This is a genomic window from Rhodococcus sp. WWJCD1 (assembly GCF_002258735.1).
Lineage (GTDB): Bacteria > Actinomycetota > Actinomycetes > Mycobacteriales > Mycobacteriaceae > Rhodococcoides.
The window spans coordinates 157,828-184,232 of sequence record NZ_NOXY01000026.1 but is presented as its reverse complement, the minus strand read 5'-3'; the positions used below and the strand labels follow the sequence as shown (position 1 = coordinate 184,232).

Sequence of the window (26,405 nt, the reverse complement as noted above, 5' to 3'; positions counted from 1 at the left end):
GAGATTTAGTAGATTGTTGACAATCAGGCTAGGCGCTTACGCCAGAGGTACGCAAGACTTCAGATGTAAATGCTGTGTTGCACGCCGAGCGATCTATCCCGGAGTGGCCAGAACCGAGTGTTCGGCATGCTCCTCGACCATCGCCCGGGTCAAGTCGTGGATGGCGGTGTCCATGTGCTCGTGTACGCCCTTTTCCAGTGCGTCCCAATCGGATCCGAGCAGAAGATCGACGATCAGTTGATGTTCCTCCACCAACGCCTCTGGCCGGTAGTACGCGGTTTCGAGGTTGGCCATACAGATACGCGCCTCCGCAGCGAGCGTGGCGTACATCCGCGACATTCGGCTGTTGCGCGTCGCTGCGACGAGGGCGGTGTGAAATGCGAGGTCTCGTTCGGCCAGACCTCGCCAGTCCGCCCGGTCGATGAACGGCTGCATCTGCATCACGATGGCAGAGAGCTCGTCGGCAGCGGTGATCAGCCGGCCGCGATCACCGTGTACCAACGTCCACGCAGCACCGACCTCGATCGCCGCACGGGACTCGTAGATCTCGGTGACATCGTCGCTGCTCAGTTCGACGACGAACACGCCCCGGTTGCGGTAGCTGACCAGTAGACCCTCTTGATTGAGGCGCTGGAGCGCCTCACGCACCGGGCCCCGCGAAATTTCGAGTTCGGCCGCCACGTTCGCCTCGTTGATCTGCTCCCCCGGGGCATAGGACCCGTCGATGATGCGATCGCGAATCTGGTCGGCAATCACCATCGACGTGTTGCGTGCGTCGATGGGCGTCAGTCTTCTCGAACTGGGCATGATCGAAAGCCTCCTTCAGCCTCGGGGAATGGCAAAGTATTTGTACTCCAGGAACTCGTCGATTCCGACTTTTCCGCCCTCGCGGCCCAGCCCGGACTGTTTGACGCCACCGAACGGTGCCGCGGGGTTGGAGACCAGACCGGTGTTGAGACCGGCCATGCCAACCTCGAGCCGCTCCCCCATCCGTAGCGCCCGATCGATGTCCTGAGTGAAGACGTACCCGACCAGTCCCCATTCGGTGTCGTTCGCGAGGGCGATCACCTCGTCCTCGGTGTCGAACGGCACGATCGCTGCCACCGGCCCGAAGATTTCCTGCGACATCAGATCCGAATTCGAGTCGACGTCGGTGAGCACCGTCGGCGGGTAGAAGTAGCCGGGCCCGTCCGGTGCCGCTCCCCCGACGATCGCACGCGCGCCACGACCGAGTGCGTCGTCGACGAGTCTCTGCACCTTCGACCGGCCCGCATCGTCGATCAGCGGCCCCACCTCTGTGCCGTGTGCAGTACCTGCCCCCACCGTCAATGCACCCATACGCTGGGCGAGCTCGTCCGCGAACTGCGCTACGACACTGCGGTGTACGAAGAATCGATTGGCTGCGGTGCAGGCCTCGCCCATGTTGCGCATCTTCGCAACCATCGCTCCGTCCACGGCGCGGCCGAGGTCCGCGTCCTCCATGACGATGAAGGGTGCGTTGCCACCGAGCTCCATCGAGGTGCGCATCACCGTCGATGCAGCTTGCTCGAGCAGGATCTTTCCCACTGCAGTCGAACCGGTGAAACTGATCTTGCGGGCCGCACCGCTGCTCATCCACGAGCCCACGACACCCGCTGCATCGGTGGTGGTCACGACATTGACGACGCCCGCCGGGACACCCGCGTCGTGCAGAATCGAGGCCAGAGCCAGGGCAGTGAGCGGAGTCTGTTCGGCCGGCTTGAACACCACGGTGCAGCCCGCCGCCAACGCCGGGCCGATCTTCCGGGTTCCCATGGCCAGCGGGAAGTTCCACGGAGTGACGAGGATGCACGGTCCCACGGGCGCTCGGGTGACCACGATGCGGTTCTTACCGTCTCCGGTGAGGGTGTGATCACCCGAGATACGCACTGCTTCTTCGGAGAACCACCGGAAGAACTCCGCGCCGTACGCCACTTCACCACGCGCGTCGGCCAGCGGTTTCCCCATTTCCGCGGTGATGATCGCGGCGAGTTCCTCCGACCGCGCCATGATCAATTCGTAAGCCTTACGCAGGATTTCACTGCGGGCACGGGGCGCAGTCGCGGCCCATTCGGCAGCGGCGTCGACTGCCGCAGCCATCGCATTCTCGGCATCGGTGATGCCACCGTCGGCCACCGTGGCAATCACGTCACCGCTGGCGGGATCGATCACATCGAACCGGGCAGCCGAGGCTGCGGCTGTCCAGACACCTCCGATGAACAGGTCGGTGGGGGTCGTCATGGGGGGTCGAGTGAGGCTGGTCGTCATTGCCGCGGTCCTTTCGTCGAACGTGGATCGAGTATTTGAGCCAGGTGCACGGACGCATCACTGGTCAGCTCACCGGTGAGTTGTCGCACCTGCATGTGGCAGCTGAATCCGTCGGTCAGAATCGGAGTGTCGGGCTCGGTGGCACGAACAGCCGGTGCGAGAGCCTGTTCGGCGACTTTCATGCTGAGCTCGTAGTGACTGCTCTCGAAGCCGAAATTGCCTGCCACTCCGCAGCATCCGGTGGCTTCCCGCACTGCCTCGACACCGACGGAGGCCAAAGCGTTGCGTTGGGTCGCGTTGCCGAACACGGCATATTCGTGGCAGTGGGTCTGGACCGTCACCGACGCAGGAACCTGCGCCGAGGGCACCCAGCCCGCCGCGGCTTGATCGATCACCGCTCCCGCGAAGCTCTGTACCCGCGCCGCAACCCTTCTCGCGGCAGCCGTCGGTACCAACTCGGGCATGTCCTTGCGGAATGCCGCGGCACAGCTCGGCTCGGTGACGACGATCGGCCGATCGGTACCGTCGTCGAGCGCAGCAACGGCTTTCGTGAGGTGTTTGCGGGCGGCCTTCAACTGGCCCGTCGAGATCCACGTCAGACCACAACACACGTCGGTCCGGCATTCGGTGCTGCGGCCGGAATCCTCGAGCACGCGCTGCGCCGCGCCCGCGACCTCGGGGCGAAAGCCCTGAGTGAAGGTGTCGACGACAAGCACCACGTCGGCGGCGCGGCCTCCGCCCATCCGTATTTCGTGAGCCAGTTCCTTCGCCGACGCGAAGCGCGGCAACGGCCGCTCGGTGGTCAGACCACCGAGTCGAGCCGCCAGTGCCGCGATGCGCGGGATGAGCAGACGGTTGAGCAGCGGTGCCGTTCGCTGCGTCACCTTCAGCCAGCGGGGCAACCATCCCAGCGAGTAGTGCGAGAGCGGTCGCAACCGACCCGCATAGTGATGGTCGAGAAACTCCGATTTGTACGTCGCCATGTCCACCCCGACCGGGCAGTCCGAGGAACAGGCCTTGCACGACAAGCACAGGTCCAACGACTCTGCCACGTCTTTCGAGCCCCACCCGTCGGCGACGGTCGGCGAGCTGCGCACCATCTCCTGCAGCACCCGGGCGCGGCCCCGAGTGGAATCCTTCTCGTCGCCCGTCGCTCGGAAGCTCGGGCACATGACGCCTCCGGAGGTGGTGCGGCACTTACCGACACCGACACACGATTGGGTGGCGTGAACGAAAGGATCCAGATCCTCTCGCGTTCCGATCTGGTGCAGATCGAACGTCGTCTTCCACTCTCGTTGCGGAATACCCTGCAGCATCAGGTTGTCCATCATCGGCTCGGGCTCGGTGATCGATCCCGGGTTGAGAATGCCGCCGGGGTCCCAGATGCGCTTGAATCGCGCGAACGCGTCGAGCATGCGCGGCGAGTACATCACCGGCAGTAGTTCCGAGCGTGCCCGGCCGTCTCCGTGTTCGCCCGACAGGCTGCCGCCGTGCTTGACGACGACCCGCGCTGCGGCGCGAAGGAAGTCGTACATCACCCGTCGCCCGGCCTCGGTGCGTTGATCGAACGTGATGCGCACGTGCATGCAGCCGGCACCGAAGTGGCCGTACATCACTCCCGTCAGTTCGTGCTCGGCCAGTAGCGAATTCAGGTCGGCGAGATACGCCGACAGGTTTTCCGGTGCCACGGCGGCGTCCTCCCACCCGCCCCAGGACTCGACTCCACTGGCCATCCGCGTGGCCAGGCCCGCTCCGTCTTCACGTACCCGCCACAGCGCTGTTCGATCGGCCGGGTCGGTGACGATGAGACCTTCCTTCAACCGTCCGAGCCGGCCGAGCTCCCCGAGCAGCCTTGCCGCTTTGTCCTCGACCTCGGCCGCGTCGGCCCCGTCGAGGTCGACGTACAGCCAGGCATTTCCTGCCGGCAAGCCGCGCACGGAGTCCGGCCCACGCCGGTACTCCATCGTCCGCACGATGTTGTCGTCGATCCCCTCCACCGCAGCCGGCGAAAATTCCAGAATCGCCATGACGTCGGCTGCAGCTGCGACCACGTCCTGGTAGCCGAGGCAGAGCAGCAACGCGGCAGGCGGTACGGGCACGACCGTGACGGTCACTGAGACGATCACTGCACAGGTGCCTTCGCTGCCGACCAACGCACGCGCGACGTCGAACCCGTTCTCGGGCAGCAGATGCGACAGATGAAATCCGGACACCTGTCGCGGAATGCGGCCCAGCTCGACCCTGAACAGCGCCAGATTGTCGGCCGCAAGTGTGCGCAACTCGTGCGAAATGCGTTCGGCCGCAATGCTTGCTGCCGCATCTTCGGCATGCACGGCCGACACGCCACTACGGGTGACCCGCAGTAGATGCCCCTCGGCTGTCACCACGTCCATCGCCACCGTGTGGTCCGAGGTGCGACCGTAGCGAACCGAGTGGTTACCGCATGCGTCGTTGCCGACTGCACCGCCCACCGTGGCGCGTGTTTTGCTGGACGGGTCGGGGGCGAACGTGAAGGCCCCCGACGTGCGTGCCACCAGCTCACGCTGCAACTCCGAAATCACGATGCCCGGTTCCACGACGGCGGTCCGCGAATCCGTGTCGACCGAGATCACCCGATTCATGTGACGAGAGAAGTCGAGCACTATTCCGCGGCCGATGGCGTTGCCCGCCATCGACGTTCCGCCGCCGCGGCCGATCACAGCGACTCCGGCCTCGGTGCACAGCGACACCACGGTGGATACGTCGTCGGCGCTGCGCGGGAACACGACCGCTGCAGGCGGAATTCGGTAGTTCGAGGCGTCGTAGGAATACTCTGCCAGGCGCCGAGGCGAGTCGTCGATATCGATCCCCGTCTCCCGCACTCGATGCACGAGTGCGGGGACATCGGATCGGATGGGCGCAGACGTCACAGCACGTTCTTCAGCGTTCGCGACAGCGCGTCGATACCCTGCCGCATCTCGTCGTCGTTCACGATCAGCGCGGGAATGATCCGGACCACGTTGCCGAGCGCCCCGCACGTGAGCAGCAACAGCCCTTCGTCGATCGCGCCCTGCTGTACTCGGAGGGCGGCGGCAGCATCGGGATTGCCTGCACTGTCGACGAATTCGAGCGCCTGCATCAGTCCGAGTCCACGTGCATCACCGATGGCCGAGTGCTCTGCCTTCAGTGCCAGCAGGCCGTCGAGCAGAACCTTGCCCTGGACGGCTGCATTGGCGACAAGACCCTCGTCGCGCACCACATCGAGGGTGGCGACGCCGGCAGCGGCGGCGACGGCGTTGCCGCCGTAGGTTCCGCCCTGAGAACCCGGCCATGCCTTGCTCATCAGCTCGGTCGATGCCGCGATGGCAGAGATCGGAAAACCGCTGGCGAGCCCTTTCGCGGTGATGACGATGTCCGGAGTGATCGACGAGTGCTGGTGCCCCCAGAATTTTCCAGTACGCCCCACACCTGCTTGCACCTCGTCGACGATCAGGACGATGCCGTGCGTGTCGGCGCGTTCCCGCAGTCCCTCGAGGAATTCGGGCGGCGTGGGCAGGTATCCACCGTCACCGAGAACCGGTTCGATGATGAACGCGGCGGTGTCGGCGGGGCTCGACATCGTCATCAGCAGGTAGTCGAGTTCCTTCAACGCGAACGCGACCGCGGTGTCCATGTCCCAGCCGTACCGGAACGCGTACGGGAACGGTGCGATGTGCACTCCCCCCATGATCGGCGAGAAGCCGGAGCGAAATTTGGTTCCAGCGGTGGTCAACGATGCGGCCGCTACCGTGCGTCCGTGAAATCCTCCGTGGAAGGCGATGATGTTGGGTCGCCCGGTTGCCATGCGTGCCAATCGAATCGACGCCTCGACGGCCTCGGAGCCGGAGTTGGCGTAGAACACGCTGTCGAGCCCGGCCGGCAGTACCTCGCCGAGTTTGTCGGTCAACTCCAGTAGCGGTTGGTGCATGACGGTCGTGTACTGCGCATGAATGATCTTGCCCACCTGCTCACGCGCGGCCTCGACCACGCGCGGATGGCAGTGCCCGGTACTGGTGACACCGATTCCAGTGGTGAAGTCGAGGTACTTGCGCCCGTCCGTACCGATGATCCAGCTGCCCTTTCCGTGATCGACGACGATCGGGGTCGCCTGCTTGAGTGCCGGGCTGAGGTGGGTACGAGTCGACGCTGTCATGACTGCCATCGTCACTCACGCCTTTCCGATTGTCAACAATCTGCAATTAGCATTTTTATCGAGCCGGACTCGTGGAGAGATACAGTTCGTTCGTGTCCGCCTCGAACCCCCGCATCGTCGTTCTCGGCAGCATCAACATGGATCTGATCACCCGCACTCCGTCCCTGCCCGATCCGGGCGAGACCGTGATGGGAACGTCCTTCACCACCACCCCGGGCGGTAAAGGGGCCAACCAGGCTATTGCTGCTGCGAAAGCCGGATCGTCGGTCGCCTTCCTCGGAGCAGTCGGAGACGACGAATTCGGAGTAACGCTGCGCCACACGCTCACGGCCGCAGGCATCGACGACACTGCAGTGCGTACGGCCGCTGGTTCGAGTGGCATCGCCACCATCACCGTCGACGACCGTGCCGAGAACAGCATCGTCGTCGTCCCTGGTGCCAACGGCACCGTCCGCGATCTCACCGACGACGACCGCACCGTCATCGCCGACGCCGATATCCTACTGTGCCAGTTGGAGATTCCCATCGACACCGTGGTCGCCGCATTCGAGTACGCGCACGCTCGCGGTGTGATCACGATGCTCAATCCCTCACCGGTACAGGACTTACCCGACGCCCTGATTGCAGCCACCGACGTACTCGTGGTCAACGAGGCCGAGGAAGCCCGCATCGGACACCGAGCGGACGACGTGAAACAAGTGGTGACCACCCTGGGGGCCAAGGGTGCCCGGTACCGCGGATCCGAATCGTTCGAGGTGTCGGCACCACGGATCGAGGCAGTCGACACCACCGGTGCCGGAGATGCGTTCGCCGGGGCGCTCGCTGCATCGTGGTCCGCCGGACCACGCGTGGCAGTCGAATGGGCAACCACTGCAGGTTCTTTCGCAGCCACGAGACCCGGGGCGAGCGCTTCGTCAGGCACCCGGGCCGAGATAGACACACTTCGCGATGCGGCCGCTCGATGAACGCTCCGGACGTGAACGAACTCCGACTGTTGCGCCGCGCACGTGATCGGATGGACCGCGACTTCGCCGAACCTCTCGACGTGCCGACCCTCGCCCGCACGGCACTGATGTCCACCGCGCACTTCAGCCGCCGCTTCCGCGAGGCATACGGGGAGACGCCGTACGCCCATCTGATGACCCGAAGAATCGAGCGCGCCAAAGCTCTGCTGCGCCGCGGAGATATGACCGTCACCGAAGCGTGCTTCGCGGTGGGTTGCACCAGCCTCGGTTCCTTCAGTTCACGGTTCACCGAGATCGTCGGCGAGACGCCCAGCGCATATCGCGCCCGTGATCACCGCGACAGCCGAGCGGTACCGAGTTGCCGAGCCATGGTTCTCGGTCGGCCGATGCGTGGCACCGCTGCAGCCGACGCCGCCACCGAACCGAGCAGAATCGGAGAAGCAACGACGACCGGGGCGTTCTAGCCTTGCGTCATGACACTCTCACTGAGCCACGTACACATCTACACCGACGACCCCGATGCCTCCTTGGCCTTCTATCGCGACGCCCTCGGTCTCGAGGTGAAGAGCGAGGTCGCCAACGACGGCTATCGCTGGATCACGTTGTCTCCCAGTGATCAACCCGAGATCGAGATCGTGTTGTCGCAGCCGCACGCGGGCCGCTCGCAGGAGCTCGGCGATCAGATCGCGGCTCTGCTCGCCAAGGGCGAAATGCCGGGCTTGCTCTTCCGTGCCGATGACCTCGACGGAGCGTTCGAAAAGATCCGAGCGGCAGGTACCGCCGAGATTCTGCAGGAACCGACGAGTCAGCCGTGGGGTGCGCGCGACGCAGCCTTCCGCGATCCGGCCGGAAACATGGTGCGCGTCAGCCAAGCCTGACTGGAGCCTGCGGAACGAACGAGGAGCACGCAGCACGGTTCCTTGTCGTACCGATGCTGCACGATGGACGGTATGACGACAGCGACGCACGCGACCGTGGGCAACTTGCGCGATGACGCCGAGAGGTTGTTGCGCGAGCTCGCCGGCCCCGACGCTGTGCTGCGAGACGACCAGTGGACGGCGATCGAGGCCCTGGTGGTGCACCGTCGACGTGCTCTGGTGGTGCAGCGAACAGGCTGGGGAAAGTCTGCCGTGTACTTCATCGCCGCGAAGCTGCTACGCGCTCAGGGCCTGGGTCCTACCGTCATCGTCTCCCCCTTGTTGGCGCTGATGCGTAATCAGGTGGCCTCCGCCGAGCGCGCAGGCGTTCGGGCAGCCACGATCAACTCGGGGAACATGACCGAATGGGACGACATTCACCAGCAGGTCAACTCCGGTGAGCTCGACGTGTTGCTGGTCAGTCCCGAGCGTTTGAACAACCCCGATTTCCGCGATCAGGTGCTGCCGTCCCTGGCCGGGGACGCCGGCCTGGTCGTGGTCGACGAGGCGCACTGCGTCTCGGATTGGGGCCACGATTTCAGGCCGGACTACCGGCGTATCCGCACCCTGATCGCCGAGCTGCGCGACGGTATTCCCGTACTCGCGACCACCGCAACGGCCAACGACCGCGTGGTGGACGACGTTGCGGCACAGCTGGGTGTCGGCGGTGGCGACACCCTCGTACTGCGCGGCGGGCTCGCCCGCGATTCGCTGCGCATGGCGGTGGTGAAAATCGACAACGCCACCGAACGGGCCGCCTGGCTCGGCGATCACCTGAAGACTCTGCCCGGGTCCGGAATCATCTACACCCTGACGGTGTCGGCGGCCAAGGACCTCGCGGCCCTGTTGACCGATCAGGGCCACGTCGTTGCGTCGTACACCGGTCAAACGGACCCCACGGAGCGCGAATCGCTCGAAGGTGATCTGCTTTCCAACCGAGTCAAGGCACTCGTCGCCACGTCCGCGCTCGGCATGGGGTTCGACAAGCCCGATCTCGGTTTCGTGGTGCACATGGGGGCTCCATCGTCTCCGATTTCGTACTACCAGCAGGTCGGCCGTGCCGGGCGCGCTACGGAACGAGCCGACGTGGTGCTGCTTCCCGGCCACGAGGATCGGCAGATCTGGAGCTACTTCGCCTCGGTCGCCTTCCCCCGCGAACATCTGGTGCGGCAGGTCATAGAGGCCTTGAACACCGAGAAGGCTCAGTCGACGCAGGCACTGGAGCCGTTGGTGGAGCTGAACCGCAGCAGGCTCGAAATGGTCCTCAAGGTCCTCGACGTCGACGGAGCGGTCAGACGCGTTCGTGGCGGCTGGATGGCCACCGGGGAGCAGTGGTCGTACGACGCGGACCGTTACGAGCGCCTCGAACAAGCGAGGGACCGCGAACAGCAGGCCATGCTCGACTACCAGAGCACCGACGGGTGCCGGATGGAGTTCCTGCGTCGGCAGCTCGACGATCCCGACCTCGGCGCACCGGGCAGCGAGTCCGATCGCTGCGGACGGTGTGACAACTGCACGGGTGAGCACCTGTCCGCTTCCGTCGACGCGGCCTCGGTCGATTCGGCGAGAGCACGGCTGGATCGGCCGGGCATCGACCTGCAGCCGAGAAAGCAGTGGCCGAGCGGCATGAAGAAGCTGGGTGTATCCCTCTCGGGCAAGATCGCCGATCCACACGAGCCGGGACGTGTGTTGGGTCGCTTGACCGACCTGGGCTGGGGTAGCCGCTTGCGGGCTCTGCTGGACGCGCCCGATGCCCCTGCCACCGATGCTCTCGAGAAAGCCTGCATCACAGTGCTGGCCAATTGGGACTGGAAGCAGCGGCCCTCTGCCGTTCTCGCCCTCGACTCCCCCACCCACCCGCTATTGGTGCGGTCGATCGCCACTCGATTGGCAGCCGTCGGCAAGTTGCAGGATCTGGGGATGATGCAGGTCAGGCCCGGTCATCCGCCGGTATCGGCCGCCAATTCGGCGTTTCGGGTCGCCGGGCTGGTGGACTCGTGGGAGGTTCCGGACGTATCGTCCGTTCCAGGGCCGATTCTGTTGATCGATCTGCTGACCGACACCGGGTGGACGTTCACCTGTGCCACGTCTGCTCTGACGTCAGCGGGTGCTTCGGCGGTGTTGCCGTTCGCGCTCGCAACACCGAAATAAAGATTCTCGGCAGACCGGGGTTTATACCGCGCATTTCTGGGTACCGCCTGCCGGGCGCCGATCGTGTGAGCACCATCACATTCGACGGTTAACCTGGGGAAGCATGTCCGTTTCCGGGGTCGATTTCCCGGCGCAGTCGATATGCCTGGGCAACGTTGTTACGTTTGTATTTCCAATGAAGCCCGCATTGCTGAGAGGTACCCCGCTCACTGCGCCGGACGCAGTGAAGTTTCGTAAGCCACAGATCTCCGACGGAGTCCGGCTCTGGGAGATCGCAAGAGATTCGCGAGTTCTGGATCTCAATTCCAGCTACTCGTACGTGTTGTGGTGCCGTGATTTCGCGGCCACCACCGTCGTATCCGATGTCGACGGCCGCGCAGTCGGTTTCGTCACCGGATACATCCGCCAGGACGCCCCCCGCACACTGTTCGTGTGGCAGGTCGCCGTGGATGCGGACCAGCGTGGCAAGGGACTTGCCGGTCGCATGCTGATGGAGCTGCTCGACCGCCTCGAACCACAGGGCATCACGCATCTGGAAACGACGATCAGCCCGGACAACGAAGCGTCCATCGCAACCTTCACGAGCCTCGCACGTAAGCGAGGCACCGATATCGTCAGGTCGGATTTGTTCGCGCCCAACGATTTCCCTGATAGCCACGAAGCCGAAGAGCTCTACACAGTGGGCCCCGACGCATCGCGGAATTACGAAAGGAACAAGCAGAACATGACCGAAAAGAACACAGTGACAACAGAGAAGCCCGACGTATTCGAGACCGTCGAGTCCGGCGTGCGTAGCTACAGTCGCCAGTGGCCCGCCGTGTTCACCACCGCGAAGAACTCGGTCATCACCGACGAGAACGGCAACGACTACCTCGATTTCTTCGGTGGCGCAGGCGCACTCAACTACGGCCACAACAACGACATGATCAAGAGCGCGTTGGTGGACTACATCACCAGCGATGGCATCACCCACGGACTCGACATGTCCACCGTCGCCAAGCGTGAGTTCCTCGAGTCGTTCAAGAAGAACATCCTCGACCCGCGCGGCTTGGACTACAAGGTTCAGTTCCCCGGCCCGACGGGCACCAACACCGTCGAGGCGGCCCTCAAGCTCGCTCGTAAGGTCACCGGGCGCGAGGCGATCATCAACTTCACCAACGCATTCCACGGCATGACACTCGGCGCGTTGTCGGTCACCGGCAACTCGATGAAGCGAGCTGGCGCCGGAATTCCGTTGGTGCACACCACCCCGATGCCGTACGACAACTACTTCGGCGGCGTCACCGAGGATTTCCAGTGGTTCGAGCGCGTTCTCGACGACTCGGGCAGTGGATTCAACCGTCCGGCCGCGGTGATCGTGGAGACCATTCAGGGCGAGGGCGGAATCAACGTCGCACGTCCGGAATGGTTGCGCGCGTTGGCCGAACTGTGCTCGCGACGCGAAATTCTGCTGATCGTCGACGACGTGCAGATGGGCTGCGGACGCACCGGCCAGTTCTTCTCGTTCGAGGAAGCCGGCATCACCCCGGACATCGTCACCCTGTCGAAGTCCATCGGCGGTTACGGCATGCCGCTGGCGCTGACACTGTTCAAGCCCGAGCTGGACGTCTGGGCACCGGGTGAGCACAACGGCACCTTCCGCGGCTTCAACCCGTCGTTCGTCACGGCGAAGGCAGCTATCGACCACTACTGGTCCGACGACAAGTTCGAGAAGGAAACCCTCGCCAAGGGCGAGCACATCCAGGATCGGTTCATCAAGCTGTGCGCCAAGTTCGACGGCATCTCGACCCGCGGTCGCGGCATGGTTCAGGCCTTGGTGTTCGACGACGCCGAGTTGGCCGGCAAGGTGTCTCAGCTCTGCTACGACGAGCGTCTGCTCGTCGAGACCGCAGGCCCCAAGGACGAGGTCGTCAAGCTTCTTCCCCCGTTGACCACGACGATCGACGAGCTCGACCGCGGCCTGGACATCATCGAAAGTGCAGTGGCAAAGGTTCTCTCCTAGAGACCAGTTCGCACACACCGATATCGAAGGAGGACATCGTATGATCGTTCGCACCACACAGGAGATCACCGGCACCGACCGTGACATCTCGAGTGAAGACGGCAACTGGCGCAGCAAGAGAATCATTCTCGGCGGCGACAAGGTCGGATTCTCGTTCCACGAGACCACGATCCAAGCCGGCACGGTGAACAACTTCCACTACGCCAACCACGTCGAGGCCGTTTGGCTGATCGAAGGCGAAGGAACGCTCACCGACCGCGAGACCGGAGAGACCTACGAGCTCGGTGCGGGATCGATGTACCTGCTCAACGGACACGAGCGCCACACGGTCGAGCCGCGTACCCAGATGCGCATGCTGTGCGTGTTCAACCCTCCCGTCGTGGGCAACGAGACCCACGACGAGAACGGCGTGTACCCACTCGTCGAGGTACCTGCGTAACCCTCACTCGTACATCGGCCCGCACCGACGCACACGCGTCCGTGCGGGCCGTTCGTGTCGGTAGCCCGTAGTGCGATCGGTCGCTACCCTGGACGAAGTGAATGCACCCACCGCGTCCGCGACTACGTACGAGCAACTCACCTCGCTGCTCGACGGTCGGACGATCACCGTCGTCAGCGGTGCAGGCATGTCCACCGACTCGGGTATTCCCGACTATCGCGGCCCGCAGTCGCCGCCCCGCAACCCGATGACGTTCCAGCAGTTCATCGGCGACGCCGAGTTCCGTCGTCACTACTGGGCCCGCAACCACGTCGGATGGCGGCACATGGACGCCGCAATGCCCAACGACGGACACCGAGCGCTCGCCCGGCTCGAACGTGCAGGCGTCGTCACCGGAATCATCACCCAGAACGTCGACATGTTGCACACCAAGGCCGGCAGCCGGAACGTCATCGACCTGCACGGCGTCTACGCTCGGGTGCGCTGTCTGAACTGCGAGCGGTTGATCTCGCGGTTCGAGTTGGCCCGAAGGCTCGATCGCGCCAATCCCGGCTTTCTCGAATCCGTCGCACCTGCGGACGGTGTCGAGATCGCTCCCGACGCCGACGCCATCATCTCATCGACCGCACACTTCCGGATGGTCGATTGCGAAACATGTTCCGGCATACTCAAACCCGACATCGTCTACTTCGGCGAAAGCGTACCCAAGCCGCGCGTTGCCGAGGCCTACGATCTGGTGGACCGGAGTGATGCACTGCTGGTGCTCGGCTCCTCGCTGACCGTCATGTCCGGCCTACGTTTCGTCCGGCACGCGTCCAAGACCGGAAAGCCGATCGTCATCGTCAATCGCGGGACCACTCGCGGCGACGAATTCGCCTCTCTCACAGTGCATGCGGGTTGCTCCGAGACCGCGACAGCGCTGGCCGACACACTCGATCAGGCGGGAACCAGATCGTCGGCGTGAACCACCGGCCGCTGTAGCTCCGCGGCCAACTCCCCCGTCGACCGGCCGAGCATTCCGGCCAGTTCTCCCGAGTCGTATGCGACGACCCCGCGGGCCACCAGTGTGCCGTCCGGGTCCATCAGCGAGACCACATCTCCACCGTGAAAGGCACCCGTCACCGACGTGACCCCAGCGGAGAGCAACGACCGTCGACGCTCCACGACCGCTCGCACGGCCCCAGCGTCCAGGTGCAGTTCGCCCGCTGCATCGGCGGCATGCCGCACCCAGAACTTGCGAGCGGACAACCGTGTCGGCCGAGCTGCGAATGCGGTACCCACCTCGGACGTCGTCAGCGCCTGGGCAGCGTCGGACGCCGCAGCCAACAGCACGGGCACACCTGCGTCGGCCGCCAGGCGGGCAGCGGACAGCTTGGAGGCCATTCCGCCGGTACCGAGTGCTCCCCCGGACCCGGCGACCACGCCGTCGAGATCCTCCGGGCTCGAGACATCCGGAATCAACGTGGCGGAACCCTTGCGGGGATCGCCGTCGTACAACCCGTCGACATCCGAGAGCAGGAACAGTGCGTCCGCACCGACGAGATGTGCCACCAGAGCTGCGAGGCGATCGTTGTCGCCGAAGCGAATTTCCGCGGTGGCGACGGTGTCGTTCTCGTTGACGATGGCGACCGCACCGAGCGAGCGCAGTCGATCCAACGTGCGCTGCGCATTGCGGTGATTGGTTCGACGCGCGATGTCCTCGGCTGTCAGCAACACCTGCCCCACCGTGCGTCCGTACCGATGGAACGACGAACTCCAGGCGTTGACCAGAGCAAGCTGTCCTACGCTCGCCGCGGCCTGCTTCGTTGCCAGATCGCGCGGGCGTCTGGTGAGGCCGAGCGGTGCCATGCCTGCACCGATCGCGCCGGACGAGACGACCACCACGTCGGTGCCGCTACGCATCCGCGACTCGATGGCATCGGCGAGCAGATCGAGTCGGCCCAGATCGAGACCGGTGTCGAGACTGGTGAGCGCCGAGGATCCGATCTTGACCACGATGCGCTTGGCGTCGGCAATCGTGCGACGGGTATCGGTGAGAGCCGTTACGGGCGAATCGGATTCACGCACCGACACCACGTCTACTCCTGTTCGGTATCGAGCCCGCGGCGTACCTGGCGGGCATGCTTACGTTCGGATGCGCCGATGCGCTCGACCTGATCGAGTCGAGCATCGGTGCCGCGGCCGGTCATGGTGATCTCGACACCGGCCGGTGTCTGCGGCTCCCAGTCGAACGAGACGTCGCCGATGGTGACCGAGGCACCCGGTTGAGCACCGGCCTTGATCAACGCGTCCTCGACGCCGAGGCGCGCGAGCCGGTCCGCGAGGTAGCCGACGGCCTCGTCGTTGGTGAACTGCGTCTGGCGAACCCACCGCTCGGGGCGCGTACCCCGAACGATGAAGCCGTCAGGGATGTCCGGATCCTTGACGACCTTGAAGCTGTCGTCGTTTCGAGCGACGGGACGCAGCACCTGACGCCGCGGCTCGGGGGCCGGGTGAGCCGTGCGGTAGTCCTCGACGAGCTTCGCCAACGCGAACGTCAGCGGCTTGAGGCCGGCGCGCGTCACCGCCGAGATGGTGAACACCGGCCAGCCGCGGGACTCGAACTCGGCGGTCACCATCTCCGCGAGCTCGGCACCCTCTGGAATGTCCGCTTTGTTCAGTACGACGATGCGCGGTCGGTCGGCGAGGTCGCCGAGGCTGGCATCGCCGGACAGTGCCGGCTTGTATGCCGCCAACTCGGCTTCGAGGGCGTCGACGTCGGAGATCGGGTCGCGGCCCGGATCCAGTGTCGCGCAGTCGACTACGTGTGCGAGCACAGCGCAACGCTCGAGGTGCCGCAGGAAGTCCAGCCCGAGACCGCGGCCCTGACTCGCTCCGGGGATCAGCCCGGGTACGTCGGCGACGGTGAACGTGGTGTCTCCGCTGGAGACCACTCCGAGATTCGGTACCAGTGTGGTGAAGGGGTAGTCGGCGATCTTCGGCTTCGCTGCGGAGAGCACCGAGACCAGCGACGACTTGCCGGCCGACGGGAAACCGACGAGACCGACATCGGCGACGGACTTCAGCTCGAGCACCAGCTCGCGCTCGATGCCTTCTTCGCCGAGCAGCGCGAAGCCGGGTGCCCGGCGAGCCTTGGACGCGAGTGCAGCGTTGCCGAGGCCACCACGTCCGCCCGGTGCCGCGTCGAAACGTGTTCCCTCACCGATCATGTCGGCGAGGACGTTCCCCTTCTTGTCGAGAACGACAGTGCCGTCGGGGACCTTGAGAATCAGGTCCTCGCCGTTGGCACCCTCTCGGTTGCCACCCATGCCCTGAGTTCCGTTGCCCGCCTTGGCATGGCTGGAGAAGTGGAAGTCGAGCAGAGTGTGGACGTTGCTGTCGACGACGAAGATGACACCGCCACCCTGCCCGCCGTTTCCACCGTCCGGGCCACCGAGAGGCTTGAACTTTTCGCGGTGAACCGAAGAGCAGCCGTTGCCACCTTTGCCGGCGCTGACGTGCAGCACCACGCGGTCGATGAATCGTGACATAGCTGTCTTCGATCCTTTCTGAGAAAAAGCGGGAGAAAAAAGCGATAGGGGCGGACCGGTCTCATGACCCTGGTCCGCCCCTATCGGGAGCTGTGAACGTACGCCGTGAATATTCGATCGAGCAGTTGCTGCTCGATCGGATCATCTACGAGCGCGAGCGCTGCAGAAGGACTAGGCCTCTACAGCGACCGGAACGATGTTCACGGTCTTGCGTCCGCGCTTGGCACCGAATTCGACTGCGCCGGGAGCGAGTGCGAACAAGGTGTCGTCGCCGCCGCGACCGACGTTGACGCCGGGGTGGAAGTGCGTGCCGCGCTGGCGGACCAGGATCTCGCCTGCGCCTACGGTCTGGCCGCCGAAGCGCTTGACGCCGAGGCGCTGTGCATTCGAGTCGCGACCGTTACGGGAGCTTGATGCACCCTTCTTATGTGCCATGTTGCATACCCTCCTCGGGGTTAATCAGCTGAAAAGAACGCGGGTCCGGTGAGACCTGGTTACTTGATGCCGGTGACCTTGAGGACAGTCAGCTTCTGCCTGTGTCCCTGACGCTTGTGGTATCCGGTCTTGTTCTTGAACTTGTGGATGCGGATCTTCGGGCCCTTGGTGTGCTCGACGATCTCACTGGCGACCGAGATCTTCGCCAGCTTGTCTGCATCTGTGGTCAGGTCGGATCCGTCTACGACGAGGACCGGAGCAAGCGAGACAGCAGTGCCGGGCGCTCCCTCGATCTTCTCGACCTTGACGAGGTCACCAACAGCGACCTTGTACTGCTTTCCGCCGGTCTTGACGATCGCGTACGTTGCCATCGGAGGGCTACCCCTTGCTTCTTCGAACTTGCTCGCGTTGCACATGGCAACACGACTGGTCTGGTAAAACGTGTTTGCTTGCTCCCTATCGGCCGGCCGGGATGATGATCATCTCGACCCGCTCGAGAACCGTTGTTCCCTGCAGGACCACTACGGCACAGCAGAACGGTGTCACCGGGAGCGACTTATCAAGGTTACGGCAGAGAGACGGCCAGGGTCAAACTGCCTGAACTGCTAGGCATCGATGTCCACCGGAGGACCTGCAGGCCGCGCTGCTGCGCGCCGTCTGCGAGGACGTGCCGTCGGCACCTCCACCGGCTCGACGGGCTGCTCGGCCGCCGACGTCAATGGTTCCGACACCTCGGCTTCGGTGGCCTCTGCCGCACCGGCAGGGGCGGCGTCGCCCGAAACCGGCACCACGAGAACCACACCGGCGTCCGGTGCCGCACTGGTCGGAGCAGCCGCCTTCCGCGCAACCCGGCGTCCACGCCGAGCCTTCGGTGCCACCGGTTCGACCTCGACGGGCGGCTCGGCGGCAGGCTGGTCGGCTGCCGACTCGGTGGTCTCGGCAACGAGAGCGACGTTCGACTCCGCATCGGCGACCGACGCGGCGGCAACGTCGACATCCTCGACGGAGACAACCGTCACGACAGCACCTGCGTCCGAAGTCTCACTCGCAGGCGATGTCTCGACGTCGGCGGGGCTGACGTCGGCCACCACGTCGTCGTGGTGTGCCGCCATCGCCAGGGCGACAGGGTGCGCCCTCTTGATCGACGGGTCGACTGCGGGGTGATCGGCCCCGTCCGCGGCTCCCGACTGGGAGTTCGAGGTGGTGCGCTCGCTGCCGTCGTTCCCGTCGGCCTTGTTGTCCTTGCCTCGTCGCCGCCTGCTGCTCGTGCCCGAGCTGCTCGACTCCGAGCGCGACGAATTGGAGCGGCCGTCGTTGTCCGGCTTGGCGTCGATGGGGAACGGATGCACGATGATGCCGCGTCCCTGGCAGTGCTCGCAGGTCGTGGAGAACGCCTCGACGAGCCCGGTACCGAGCTTCTTTCGAGTCATCTGCACCAACCCGAGCGAGGTCACCTCGGAGACCTGGTGGCGCGTGCGGTCGCGACCCAGCGCCTCGGTCAGTCGGCGCAGCACCAGATCGCGGTTGGATTCGAGCACCATGTCGATGAAGTCGACCACGATCATTCCGCCGATGTCGCGCAGACGCATCTGACGGACGACTTCCTCGGCCGCCTCGATGTTGTTGCGAGTGACCGTCTCTTCGAGGTTGCCGCCCGAACCGGTGAACTTGCCGGTGTTGACGTCGACGACGGTCATCGCCTCGGTGCGATCGATCACCAGGGTGCCGCCGGAAGGCAGCCAGACCTTACGATCGAGCGCTTTGGCAAGCTGCTCGTCGATACGATGCGCGGCGAAGACGTCGACAGAACTGCCGTCGGCCTCGTAGCGCTGCAGCCGCTCCACCATGTCGGGAGCGACGGTCTCGACGTAGTTCGACGTCGTCGTCCACGCCTTGTCGCCCTCGATGACGAGCTTCGAGAAGTCCTCGTTGAACAAGTCGCGAATGACCTTGACGAGCATGTCGGGCTCTTCGTAGAGGGTCTGCGGCTGCACACCCTTTCCGGTCTCGGCATTGGCCGAGCGCTCCTCGATGCTCGCCCACTGCGCCTGCAGTCGCGTCACATCGCGGGCGAGCTCTTCCTCGCTGACGCCCTCGGCCGCGGTGCGGATGATGACGCCCGCCTCGGGAGGAACGATGTCTCGGAGAATGTCCTTCAGACGCTTGCGTTCGGTGTCGGGCAGCTTGCGGCTGATGCCGGTGGAGCTGCCGCCGGGCACGTACACGAGAAAGCGTCCCGCGAGCGAGAGCTGCGTCGTCAGGCGAGCACCCTTGTGCCCCACGGGGTCCTTGCTCACCTGGACGAGAACCTGATCGCCCGGCTTGAGGGCCTGCTCGATCTTCCGCGAATTGCCACCCAGGCCGGCAGCGTCCCAGTTGACCTCACCGGCGTACAGCACACCGTTGCGGCCACGGCCGATGTCGATGAATGCTGCTTCCATGCTCGGCAACACGTTCTGGACGCGCCCGAGATAGACATTTCCGACCATGGACGCGGTCGCGCTGCTGGTGACGAAGTGCTCCACGAGCACGCCGTCTTCGAGCACGGCAACCTGTGTGGTCAACGGGTGGTCAGGGGTGGCCTTCTCGCGCACGACCATGACCCGGTCCACGGACTCACGCCGCGCCAGGAACTCGGACTCGGTCAGAATCGGCGGTCGACGACGACCGGCATCGCGGCCGTCGCGCCGTCGCTGACGCTTGGCCTCGAGACGTGTCGAACCGGTGATCCCCTGGACCTCGTCCCTGGGGGCGCGGCTCTTGTTCCGCGGCTCCCGCTCGTGCACGACCGTGTTCGGCGGGTCGTCCTCGGACGCTGCAGCCTCGGCCGCTACCTCGGCTCCGGTCTTACGACGGCGACGACGGCGGCGACGGCGGCTGGAGCCGTCTCCCTCCGAACCACCGTTGTCGGAGTCGTCGAAGTTGTCCTGCGCATCCGAATCCGACTCGTCGTCCTTGTCCTCAACCGAGGAGTCCGCTGCGCGGGTGTCGTCCGAGGCATCGTTCGAGTCGGAGTTCTGCCGGTCCGAGGATCGGTTTCGGGTGCGCGACCGACGCGAACGCCTGCTCGAGCCCGACTGCTGGTCGTCACCGGCGGAGGACTCGTCCGAGTCCGCGTCGGTCCCGTCGGACGACTCTGCGTCGGCAGAATCGGTGCTGTCGGAGTCACTCGTGGAATCGTCGTCCGAATTCTCGTCGGTCGAGTTCTCGTCCGAGGACTGTTCCCCGCGACCACGGCCCCGGCCGCGACGCCCTCGCCTGCGGCGTCGTGGCTGGGACTGATCGTCGTCGCCGTCATCGTCGGTAGAGCCGTCGGACGCAGTCGACTCGTCGACCGCGGGTACGACGGACTCGGTCTCGTCGGCTCGAGGTTCGGTGGTCTCGGTCGTGGCTGTGGTCTCGACCGTGGCTGTGGTCTCGGTGCTGTCGGCGTTCGCGGCCTCGTCCTTCGGCGCCGCCTTGCGACTGCGTCGACGGCGGGCCGGGGGCTCTGCCGGTGACTCCGTGGACTCCGGAGCAGCAGCATCCACGGCGGCGGGCTGCAGGAAGAGCGGAGTGGCAAACGTGGTTGCCGTGGCCTGGTCGGTCGTTGCCGCGGGCTGGGCAGGCTCGGGTTCCGCCGCGGGTGCACTGGTGAACAGTTGCGGGTCGGACCACGAGGTCTCGGCCGACGGTACGTCCGCGGAGGGCACCTCGGACGGAGCGCTCGGCTCGGACCGTTCGGCGGGCGAGTCGACCACCGGTGCAGCAGGCGCGTTCACCGAGTCGCGGACGGACTCCGCAACGTCGCGGCTCAAGCTCGACTGGGCACTGCGCGCTTCGATGCCGAGTTCACCCAGTGTGACGAGCAACTGCTTGCTGGTGACACCGAGGATCTTGGCCAGTGCGTGTACGCGCAGCCTGGTGGGCAGCTCGATGGTGTCGGGTTGCGCCTGGGACACCGCACCTGTTTCCACAGGGGGCACCGCTTCGTCGCGCTCCGGACCTCCCACGTTCTCGTTCTGTACATCTTCGGGCGGGCTTTGATCGGCCACGTAGTCTCCTCGGGCCCCCGGGCGCGTTCATCCGATGTCGGGTGTGACGCGGCCACGCGAGGGCAATCCTTGTGTACTCACGTCGGGTTGGACGTCAGCTGTTCTGTCTCGCTCCGCACTCGAGCCGATGACCACGTCGGAGTTCTCGATGGTCGACGACAGCGTGTGCAGTGCCTGGCTGGATGGTGGTGTCTCGGCGATCCGAGCGCCTGATCATCAAGCAAGAACGCGAACGAGCCTGTCTCTCGTTCGAGCATCTGCGATGACGGGCAGCGGATAGACGACAGTCATCCGATCGAATCCACAACACCGGTCTAGCGAACTTCGGTGAAGCCTTGACTTCGGTGGAGCGTGAAACCTGTACGTACTCGTGCAGTGGAGTCGATCTCCGTCGAGTATCCCACACGCGATGATGCGTACTCGCCACGCCGCACCGATCGAGTACCGAGCGGTTGCGGCGTGGCTGCGTGGATGCGTTGCTGTAGTGCCGAGGATGGAACCGTCAGGCCAGGCCGGGGAACCAGAGCGCGATCTCGCGTTCGGCCGACTCCACGGAATCCGACCCGTGCACCAGGTTCTGCTGACCGTCGAGCGCGAGGTCACCTCGGATGGTGCCGGGGACCGCCTTGGCCACCGGGTCGGTGCCACCGGCGATCTGCCGGAAGGCGGCGATGGCACGGGGGCCCTCGAGAACTGCGGCCACGACCGGTCCGGACGTGATGAACTCGAGGAGGTCGGGGAAGAACGGCTTGCTCTCGTGCTCCGCGTAGTGAGCCGAGGCCAGTTCACGGGAGACGGTCTTGAGCTCGAGTGCGACGATGCTCAGACCTTTCTTCTCCACGCGGCCGAGGATCTCTCCTACGTAACGCCGGGCAACTCCGTCGGGCTTGATCAGTACAAGGGTGCGGTCGGTCACGTCGACGACAGTAATGGACGCGAGCGCAGGCGCGCGCGTCGCATCGCCGAAGCAGGCGCGTCCTCTGTCAGTCCCGTTGCCCCGGCAGCATTCCTCGCCGGATCCGTTCGGTGATGTCCCGGCGCAGGTAGAGCAGATACAGCCAGACCGCGATGAAGATCAGGCCGACCGCCCCGATGGAGAGGTGGAACACGGCCCCGGCCAGCACGAACAGCTGAAGAATCAGATTGAGCTTCATCGCCCACGGCTCCCCCTGCTTGCCTGCGGCGAGAATCATCACGACGGCCAGCGCCACGATGTACGTCGTCGAGAACCAGGTCGCACCGCCGCCGAGGGTCGCCACCACCGGCAGCGCCAGCAGGGTCACGATGGCTTCGAGGACGAGGGTTCCCGCCACGACCCCGCGGAAGCCTTTCCACGGGTCGTTCGTGGGCGGTCGGAACTCTGGCTCGCTCACGCGGGGTCCTTTCCGAACAGAGTGCGAGCTGCGCCGACGGTCACCACGGATCCGGTGACGACGACTCCGGCACCGGAGACTGCTTCTCCCGGCTCGGCGACTTCCTCGGCCAGGCCTATGGCTGTCTCGAGGGCATCGGGCAGGGTCGACGCCACCACGACGCGTTCGTCGCCGAACTTGGCCACGGCGATGTCGGCCAAAGCGTCCACATCCATCGCCCGTGCCGACCCGTTGTGGGTGACGACGATGTCGTCGAAGACCGGCTCCAGTTCGTCGAGGATGGCTCCGACGTCTTTGTCCGCCATGACGCTGACGACGCCGACCAGTTTGCGGAAGTCGAACTCGTCGTTGAGGGCGGCAGCGAGGGCTGCCGCTCCGTGCGGGTTGTGTGCGGCATCGAGGAACACGGTGGGGGCATTGCGGACCCGCTCGAGTCGCCCTGGATTGACGATCGTCGCGAACGCGGCGCGGACGGTGTCCTGATCGAGTTGACGATCCGGGCCGGCACCGAAGAACGCCTCGACCGCCGCCAGCGCGAGGGACGCATTGTGAGCCTGATGTTCGCCGTGCAGCGGAAGAAAGATGTCGGTGTAGACCCCGCCGAGCCCCTGCAGTTCCAGTTGCTGACCGCCCACCGCGATCTGCCTGCCGAGCACGGTGAATTCCGATCCCGCCCGCGCCACCGCAGCGTCTGCTTGCACCGCCGCCCGCAGCAGAACATCCGATACCTCGGGCTTCTGCTGCGCCAGGATCGCTACGGTGTCCCGCGGCACGAGCGATTCCGGTGCCTTCTTGATGATCCCCGCCTTCTCCCCTGCGATCGTCGCGAGGTCGTCGCCGAGGAATTCGACGTGATCGAGCCCGATCGGGGTGATCACAGCGACCTCACCGTCGACGACGTTGGTGGCGTCCCAGCGTCCGCCGAGCCCGACCTCGATGACAGCGACCTCCACCGGTGCCTCGGCGAACGCTGCGAACGCCATTGCCGTGACCACCTCGAACTTGCTCATTCGCGGTCCGCCCGCGGCTTCGGACTGCGCGTCGATCATCTCGACGAACGGTGCGATCTCGTTGTAGGTGTCGACGTAGAGCCGCGGCGAGATGGGCCGCCCGTCGATGCTGATCCGCTCGGTCGCCATCTGCAGGTGCGGACTGGTGGTGCGGCCCGTGCGTCGGTGGAAGGCCGTGAGCAGAGCATCGATCATGCGCGTGACCGAGGTCTTGCCGTTGGTGCCGGCCACATGAATCGACGGGTACGCCTTCTGCGGCGAACCGAGAAGGTCCATCAGCGCCGAGATTCGATCCGTCGACGGCTCGATCTTCGTTTCGCCCCAACGCTTGTCGAGCTCGGCCTCGACCAACGCCAGTTCGGCGAGGTCGACCGGACTCGGCGGCGGCGTCGGCAGTGCGGCGTCGGGCTCGGTCACTTAGTTCCCCATCGATTCGATGCGCGCGTTGATCCGGGCGATTTCTTCCTGCGCGATGGACTGTCGCGTTCTGATCTTGTCCACCACAGCATCAGGAGCCTTCGCGAGGAACGCCTCGTTACCGAGCTTTCCGGTGGTCTGCGCCAACTCCTTCTCGGCAGCGGCGAGATCCTTCACCAGCCGAGCTCGTTCGGCGACCAGGTCGACGGTGCCCGAGGTGTCCAGTTCGACGACCACGGTCGCTTTGCTCAGTCGCACCTCCACCGACGCCGTGGCCGCGAAGTCCTCGGCCGGCTCGGTCAGTCGGGCCAGAGCCGTGACCGCCGAAATCTGTCCGTCCAGATCCGCCTCGGATACTCCGACGATGCGGGCCGCGACCTTCTGCGAGGGCTTGAGCCCTTGATCGCTGCGGAATCGGCGGACTTCGGTGATCAGGCGCTGCATGTCCGCGATCCGTTGTGCCGCAACGTGATCGAGAGGCTCAGCGGCAGGGGCAGGCCACGTCGCGATCACCAGGGACTCGCCGCCGGTGAGCACCTTCCACAGCGTCTCGGTCACGAACGGAATGACCGGATGCAGCAGGCGCAGCAACGCGTCGAGCACGTTTCCGAGCACTCCGCGCGTGGTGGCGGCGATGGCTTCGTCGGCGAACTGCACTTTGGCGATCTCGAGGTACCAATCGCAGACCTCGTCCCAGGCGAAGTGGTAGAGCGCCTCACAGGCCTTACTGAACTCGTAGCGGTCGAAGGCCGAATCCACCTCTGCACGAACCTGTTCGAGTCGATCCAGGATCCACCGGTCGGCGTCGGTCAGCTGGGCACGCGGGGGTAGGTCTGCCGGTGCCGCACCGTTCATCAGGGCGAACTTGGTGGCGTTGAACAGCTTGTTCGCGAAGTTGCGCGAGGACTGCGCGTGGTCCTCACCGACCGACATGTCCGCACCCGGGTTGGCACCGCGAGCGAGCGTGAAGCGCAGCGCATCTGCACCGAACCGATCGACCCAATCGAGCGGATCGATTCCGTTGCCGCGCGACTTCGACATCTTCTTGCCGTACTGGTCGCGAATCAATCCGTGCAGGAACACATCTCGGAACGGAACCTGCGGCCCTTGCTTGCCTGCGGTGATCGCGTCGTCGGCTCCGACGTAGGTGCCGAACATCATCATGCGGGCGACCCAGAAGAAGAGGATGTCGTACCCGGTGACGAGAACGCCGGTGGGATAGAACTTCTCGAGATCAGCCGTGGCTTCCGGCCACCCCATCGTCGAGAAAGGCCAGAGGCCGGACGAGAACCAGGTGTCGAGGACGTCGGGATCCTGCTCCCAGCCCTCGGGCGCACTTTCTCCCGGTCCGAGGCAGACAGTCTCACCGTCGGGTCCGTACCAGATCGGAATCCGATGTCCCCACCACAACTGGCGCGAGATGCACCAATCGTGCATGTTGTCGACCCAGGCGAACCAGCGTGGCTCCTGACTCTTGGGGTGAATGACGGTATCGCCGTTGCGTACTGCGTCACCGGCAGCTTTCGCGAGGCCGTCGACCTTGACCCACCACTGCAGGGACAGCCGCGGTTCGATCGGCTCGCCGCTGCGCTCGGAATGGCCGACGCTGTGCAGGTACGGACGCTTCTCGGCGACCACGCGGCCCTGTTCGGCGAGAGCTTCACGAACCTTCACGCGCGCCTCGAAGCGGTCCATCCCGTCGAATTGTGTTCCGGTGTCCGTGATTCGGCCGGCCTTGTCCATGATCGACGGCATCGGCAGCGAGTGCCGCACACCCATCTCGAAGTCGTTGGGGTCGTGTGCGGGGGTGATCTTCACTGCGCCCGTGCCGAATTCGGGATCGACATAGTCGTCGGCGATGATCGGGATCTGCCGACCCGTGAACGGGTGCTCGAGGGTGGTGCCGACCAGAGCCTTGTATCTCTCGTCGTCGGGATGTACCGCCACTGCGGTGTCGCCGAGCATCGTCTCCACTCGCGTGGTCGCGACGATCACGTGCGGCTCGGAATCGTCGAGGGAGCCGTAACGGAGCGAGACGAGTTCGCCCTCGACATCCTCGAACTTGACCTCGATGTCGGAAATGGCAGTCTGCAACACCGGGGACCAGTTGACGAGCCGCTCCGCGCGGTAGATCAAGCCGTCGTCGAACATCCGCTTGAACATGGTCTGCACAGCCTCGGACAGACCGTCGTCCATGGTGAACCGCTCGCGGCTCCAATCGACACCGTCGCCGATCCGTCGCATCTGGCCGCCGATGGTTCCGCCGGATTCGCGCTTCCAGTCCCAGACCTTGTCGATGAACAGCTCGCGGCCGAACTCTTCCTTGGTCTTACCGTCTGCGGCGAGCTGCTTTTCCACCACGGTCTGCGTGGCGATGCCCGCGTGGTCCATGCCCGGTAGCCACAGCACCTCGTACCCGAGCATCCTCTTGCGGCGACTCAGCGCGTCCATCAGCGTGTGGTCCAGAGCGTGCCCCATGTGCAGGCTGCCGGTGACGTTCGGCGGAGGCAGCACGATGGAGTACGGCGGCTTGCCGCTGGTGGCATCGGCCTCGAAGTACCCGGCGTCGACCCAGGAACGGTACAGCTCGGCCTCTACCTCGCTCGGGTCCCAGTTCTTGGGCAAGCGGTCTGCTGGATTGTCGGGTGTCTCTGGCACGGAACTGGTCACGCGGC

At 65.0% G+C, this 26,405-nt stretch carries 20 protein-coding genes and 1 pseudogene; 8 read left to right on the top strand and 13 right to left on the bottom strand.

The genetic code is table 11. The features are described 5' to 3' along the window. Positions 1-93: 93 nt before the first annotated feature. The 4 genes from CH286_RS18935 to CH286_RS18920 are packed head-to-tail and all read right to left on the bottom strand — an operon-like array spanning position 94 to position 6,457. Positions 94-807 carry a GntR family transcriptional regulator gene (locus CH286_RS18935; protein WP_230592415.1) on the bottom strand — a complete coding sequence of 238 codons (714 nt, stop codon included), beginning with the start codon at positions 805-807 and terminating at the stop codon, positions 94-96. Positions 808-822: 15 nt separating this feature from the next. Next, positions 823-2,286 carry an NAD-dependent succinate-semialdehyde dehydrogenase gene (locus tag CH286_RS18930; RefSeq protein WP_094610074.1) on the bottom strand — a complete coding sequence of 488 codons (1,464 nt, stop codon included), beginning with the start codon at positions 2,284-2,286 and terminating at the stop codon, positions 823-825. Further along, positions 2,283-5,195 (bottom strand): FAD-binding and (Fe-S)-binding domain-containing protein, encoded by a 2,913-nt coding sequence (locus CH286_RS18925; protein ID WP_094610073.1) that lies wholly within the window; start codon positions 5,193-5,195, stop codon positions 2,283-2,285. Before CH286_RS18925 ends, CH286_RS18930 begins: the two co-directional genes overlap by 4 nt. Continuing rightward, positions 5,192-6,457: an aspartate aminotransferase family protein gene (locus CH286_RS18920; RefSeq protein ID WP_037151288.1), complete on the bottom strand. Its 1,266-nt coding sequence runs from the start codon at positions 6,455-6,457 to the stop codon at positions 5,192-5,194. Before CH286_RS18920 ends, CH286_RS18925 begins: the two co-directional genes overlap by 4 nt. Before the next feature lie 92 nt (positions 6,458-6,549). On the opposite strand from CH286_RS18920, the gene CH286_RS18915 reads away from it, so the two are divergent. The 8 genes and pseudogenes from CH286_RS18915 to CH286_RS18885 all read left to right on the top strand — a co-directional run bounded on the left by CH286_RS18915 (position 6,550) and on the right by CH286_RS18885 (position 13,895). Beyond that, on the top strand, positions 6,550-7,422 hold the full coding sequence (locus CH286_RS18915) for a ribokinase (protein ID WP_094610126.1): 873 nt from the start codon (positions 6,550-6,552) through the stop codon (positions 7,420-7,422). Next, entirely contained in the window at positions 7,419-7,886 is a 468-nt protein-coding gene (locus CH286_RS18910; RefSeq protein WP_032402395.1) for a helix-turn-helix transcriptional regulator, read from the top strand. The genes CH286_RS18915 and CH286_RS18910 overlap by 4 nt, the downstream gene beginning before the upstream one ends. A gap of 9 nt (positions 7,887-7,895) precedes the next feature. Then, positions 7,896-8,300 (top strand): VOC family protein, encoded by a 405-nt coding sequence (locus CH286_RS18905; RefSeq protein WP_032402394.1) that lies wholly within the window; start codon positions 7,896-7,898, stop codon positions 8,298-8,300. A 72-nt stretch (positions 8,301-8,372) separates the two neighbouring features. Beyond that, entirely contained in the window at positions 8,373-10,490 is a 2,118-nt protein-coding gene (locus CH286_RS18900; RefSeq protein WP_094610125.1) for a RecQ family ATP-dependent DNA helicase, read from the top strand. Between the two features lie 103 nt (positions 10,491-10,593). Next, positions 10,594-11,166: pseudogene (ectA, locus tag CH286_RS28270) on the top strand (diaminobutyrate acetyltransferase); the annotation flags it as partial. 48 nt (positions 11,167-11,214) lie between these two features. Further along, the gene (gene ectB, locus CH286_RS18895; protein WP_052058464.1) at positions 11,215-12,492 is read left to right on the top strand and encodes a diaminobutyrate--2-oxoglutarate transaminase; all 1,278 of its coding nucleotides are present in this window, start codon (positions 11,215-11,217) and stop codon (positions 12,490-12,492) included. A 40-nt stretch (positions 12,493-12,532) separates the two neighbouring features. Continuing rightward, positions 12,533-12,931 (top strand): ectoine synthase, encoded by a 399-nt coding sequence (locus CH286_RS18890; RefSeq protein WP_032379201.1) that lies wholly within the window; start codon positions 12,533-12,535, stop codon positions 12,929-12,931. 97 nt (positions 12,932-13,028) lie between these two features. Beyond that, positions 13,029-13,895, top strand: a complete 867-nt coding sequence (locus CH286_RS18885) for a Sir2 family NAD-dependent protein deacetylase (RefSeq protein WP_032379590.1) — start codon at positions 13,029-13,031, stop codon at positions 13,893-13,895. Here the strand turns inward: CH286_RS18885 and proB are convergent. From proB to CH286_RS18840, 9 genes are all read right to left on the bottom strand, one after another. Continuing rightward, entirely contained in the window at positions 13,868-15,007 is a 1,140-nt protein-coding gene (proB, locus tag CH286_RS18880; RefSeq protein ID WP_176458292.1) for a glutamate 5-kinase, read from the bottom strand. The genes CH286_RS18885 and proB overlap by 28 nt on opposite strands. Before the next feature lie 2 nt (positions 15,008-15,009). Further along, positions 15,010-16,461: a GTPase ObgE gene (gene obgE, locus CH286_RS18875; RefSeq protein ID WP_032368196.1), complete on the bottom strand. Its 1,452-nt coding sequence runs from the start codon at positions 16,459-16,461 to the stop codon at positions 15,010-15,012. A gap of 171 nt (positions 16,462-16,632) precedes the next feature. Next, the gene (gene rpmA / locus CH286_RS18870) at positions 16,633-16,896 is read right to left on the bottom strand and encodes a 50S ribosomal protein L27 (protein WP_032379202.1); all 264 of its coding nucleotides are present in this window, start codon (positions 16,894-16,896) and stop codon (positions 16,633-16,635) included. A gap of 59 nt (positions 16,897-16,955) precedes the next feature. Further along, entirely contained in the window at positions 16,956-17,267 is a 312-nt protein-coding gene (gene rplU / locus CH286_RS18865; protein ID WP_027497555.1) for a 50S ribosomal protein L21, read from the bottom strand. 234 nt (positions 17,268-17,501) lie between these two features. Continuing rightward, entirely contained in the window at positions 17,502-20,930 is a 3,429-nt protein-coding gene (locus tag CH286_RS18860) for a translation initiation factor IF-2 N-terminal domain-containing protein (RefSeq protein WP_094610072.1), read from the bottom strand. A 502-nt stretch (positions 20,931-21,432) separates the two neighbouring features. Continuing rightward, positions 21,433-21,846, bottom strand: a complete 414-nt coding sequence (gene ndk, locus CH286_RS18855; protein WP_032379203.1) for a nucleoside-diphosphate kinase — start codon at positions 21,844-21,846, stop codon at positions 21,433-21,435. Positions 21,847-21,913: 67 nt separating this feature from the next. Further along, complete coding sequence (locus CH286_RS18850) at positions 21,914-22,303, bottom strand: DUF4233 domain-containing protein (RefSeq protein ID WP_032379204.1); 390 nt, start codon at positions 22,301-22,303, stop codon at positions 21,914-21,916. Then, positions 22,300-23,730: a bifunctional tetrahydrofolate synthase/dihydrofolate synthase gene (folC, locus tag CH286_RS18845; RefSeq protein WP_052077517.1), complete on the bottom strand. Its 1,431-nt coding sequence runs from the start codon at positions 23,728-23,730 to the stop codon at positions 22,300-22,302. Before folC ends, CH286_RS18850 begins: the two co-directional genes overlap by 4 nt. Then, positions 23,731-26,400 (bottom strand): valine--tRNA ligase, encoded by a 2,670-nt coding sequence (locus CH286_RS18840; RefSeq protein ID WP_094610071.1) that lies wholly within the window; start codon positions 26,398-26,400, stop codon positions 23,731-23,733. Between the last annotated feature and the right edge of the window lie 5 nt (positions 26,401-26,405).

Coding starts and splice junctions, on each gene's coding strand:
- CH286_RS18935 (WP_230592415.1), bottom strand. CDS start 807: ATGCCCAGTTCGAGAAGACTGACGCCCATCGACGCACGCAACACGTCG.
- CH286_RS18930 (WP_094610074.1), bottom strand. CDS start 2,286: ATGACGACCAGCCTCACTCGACCCCCCATGACGACCCCCACCGACCTG.
- CH286_RS18920 (WP_037151288.1), bottom strand. CDS start 6,457: ATGACAGCGTCGACTCGTACCCACCTCAGCCCGGCACTCAAGCAGGCG.
- CH286_RS18910 (WP_032402395.1), top strand. CDS start 7,419: ATGAACGCTCCGGACGTGAACGAACTCCGACTGTTGCGCCGCGCACGT.
- CH286_RS18905 (WP_032402394.1), top strand. CDS start 7,896: ATGACACTCTCACTGAGCCACGTACACATCTACACCGACGACCCCGAT.
- CH286_RS18900 (WP_094610125.1), top strand. CDS start 8,373: ATGACGACAGCGACGCACGCGACCGTGGGCAACTTGCGCGATGACGCC.
- ectB (WP_052058464.1), top strand. CDS start 11,215: ATGACCGAAAAGAACACAGTGACAACAGAGAAGCCCGACGTATTCGAG.
- CH286_RS18890 (WP_032379201.1), top strand. CDS start 12,533: ATGATCGTTCGCACCACACAGGAGATCACCGGCACCGACCGTGACATC.
- obgE (WP_032368196.1), bottom strand. CDS start 16,461: ATGTCACGATTCATCGACCGCGTGGTGCTGCACGTCAGCGCCGGCAAA.
- rpmA (WP_032379202.1), bottom strand. CDS start 16,896: ATGGCACATAAGAAGGGTGCATCAAGCTCCCGTAACGGTCGCGACTCG.
- rplU (WP_027497555.1), bottom strand. CDS start 17,267: ATGGCAACGTACGCGATCGTCAAGACCGGCGGAAAGCAGTACAAGGTC.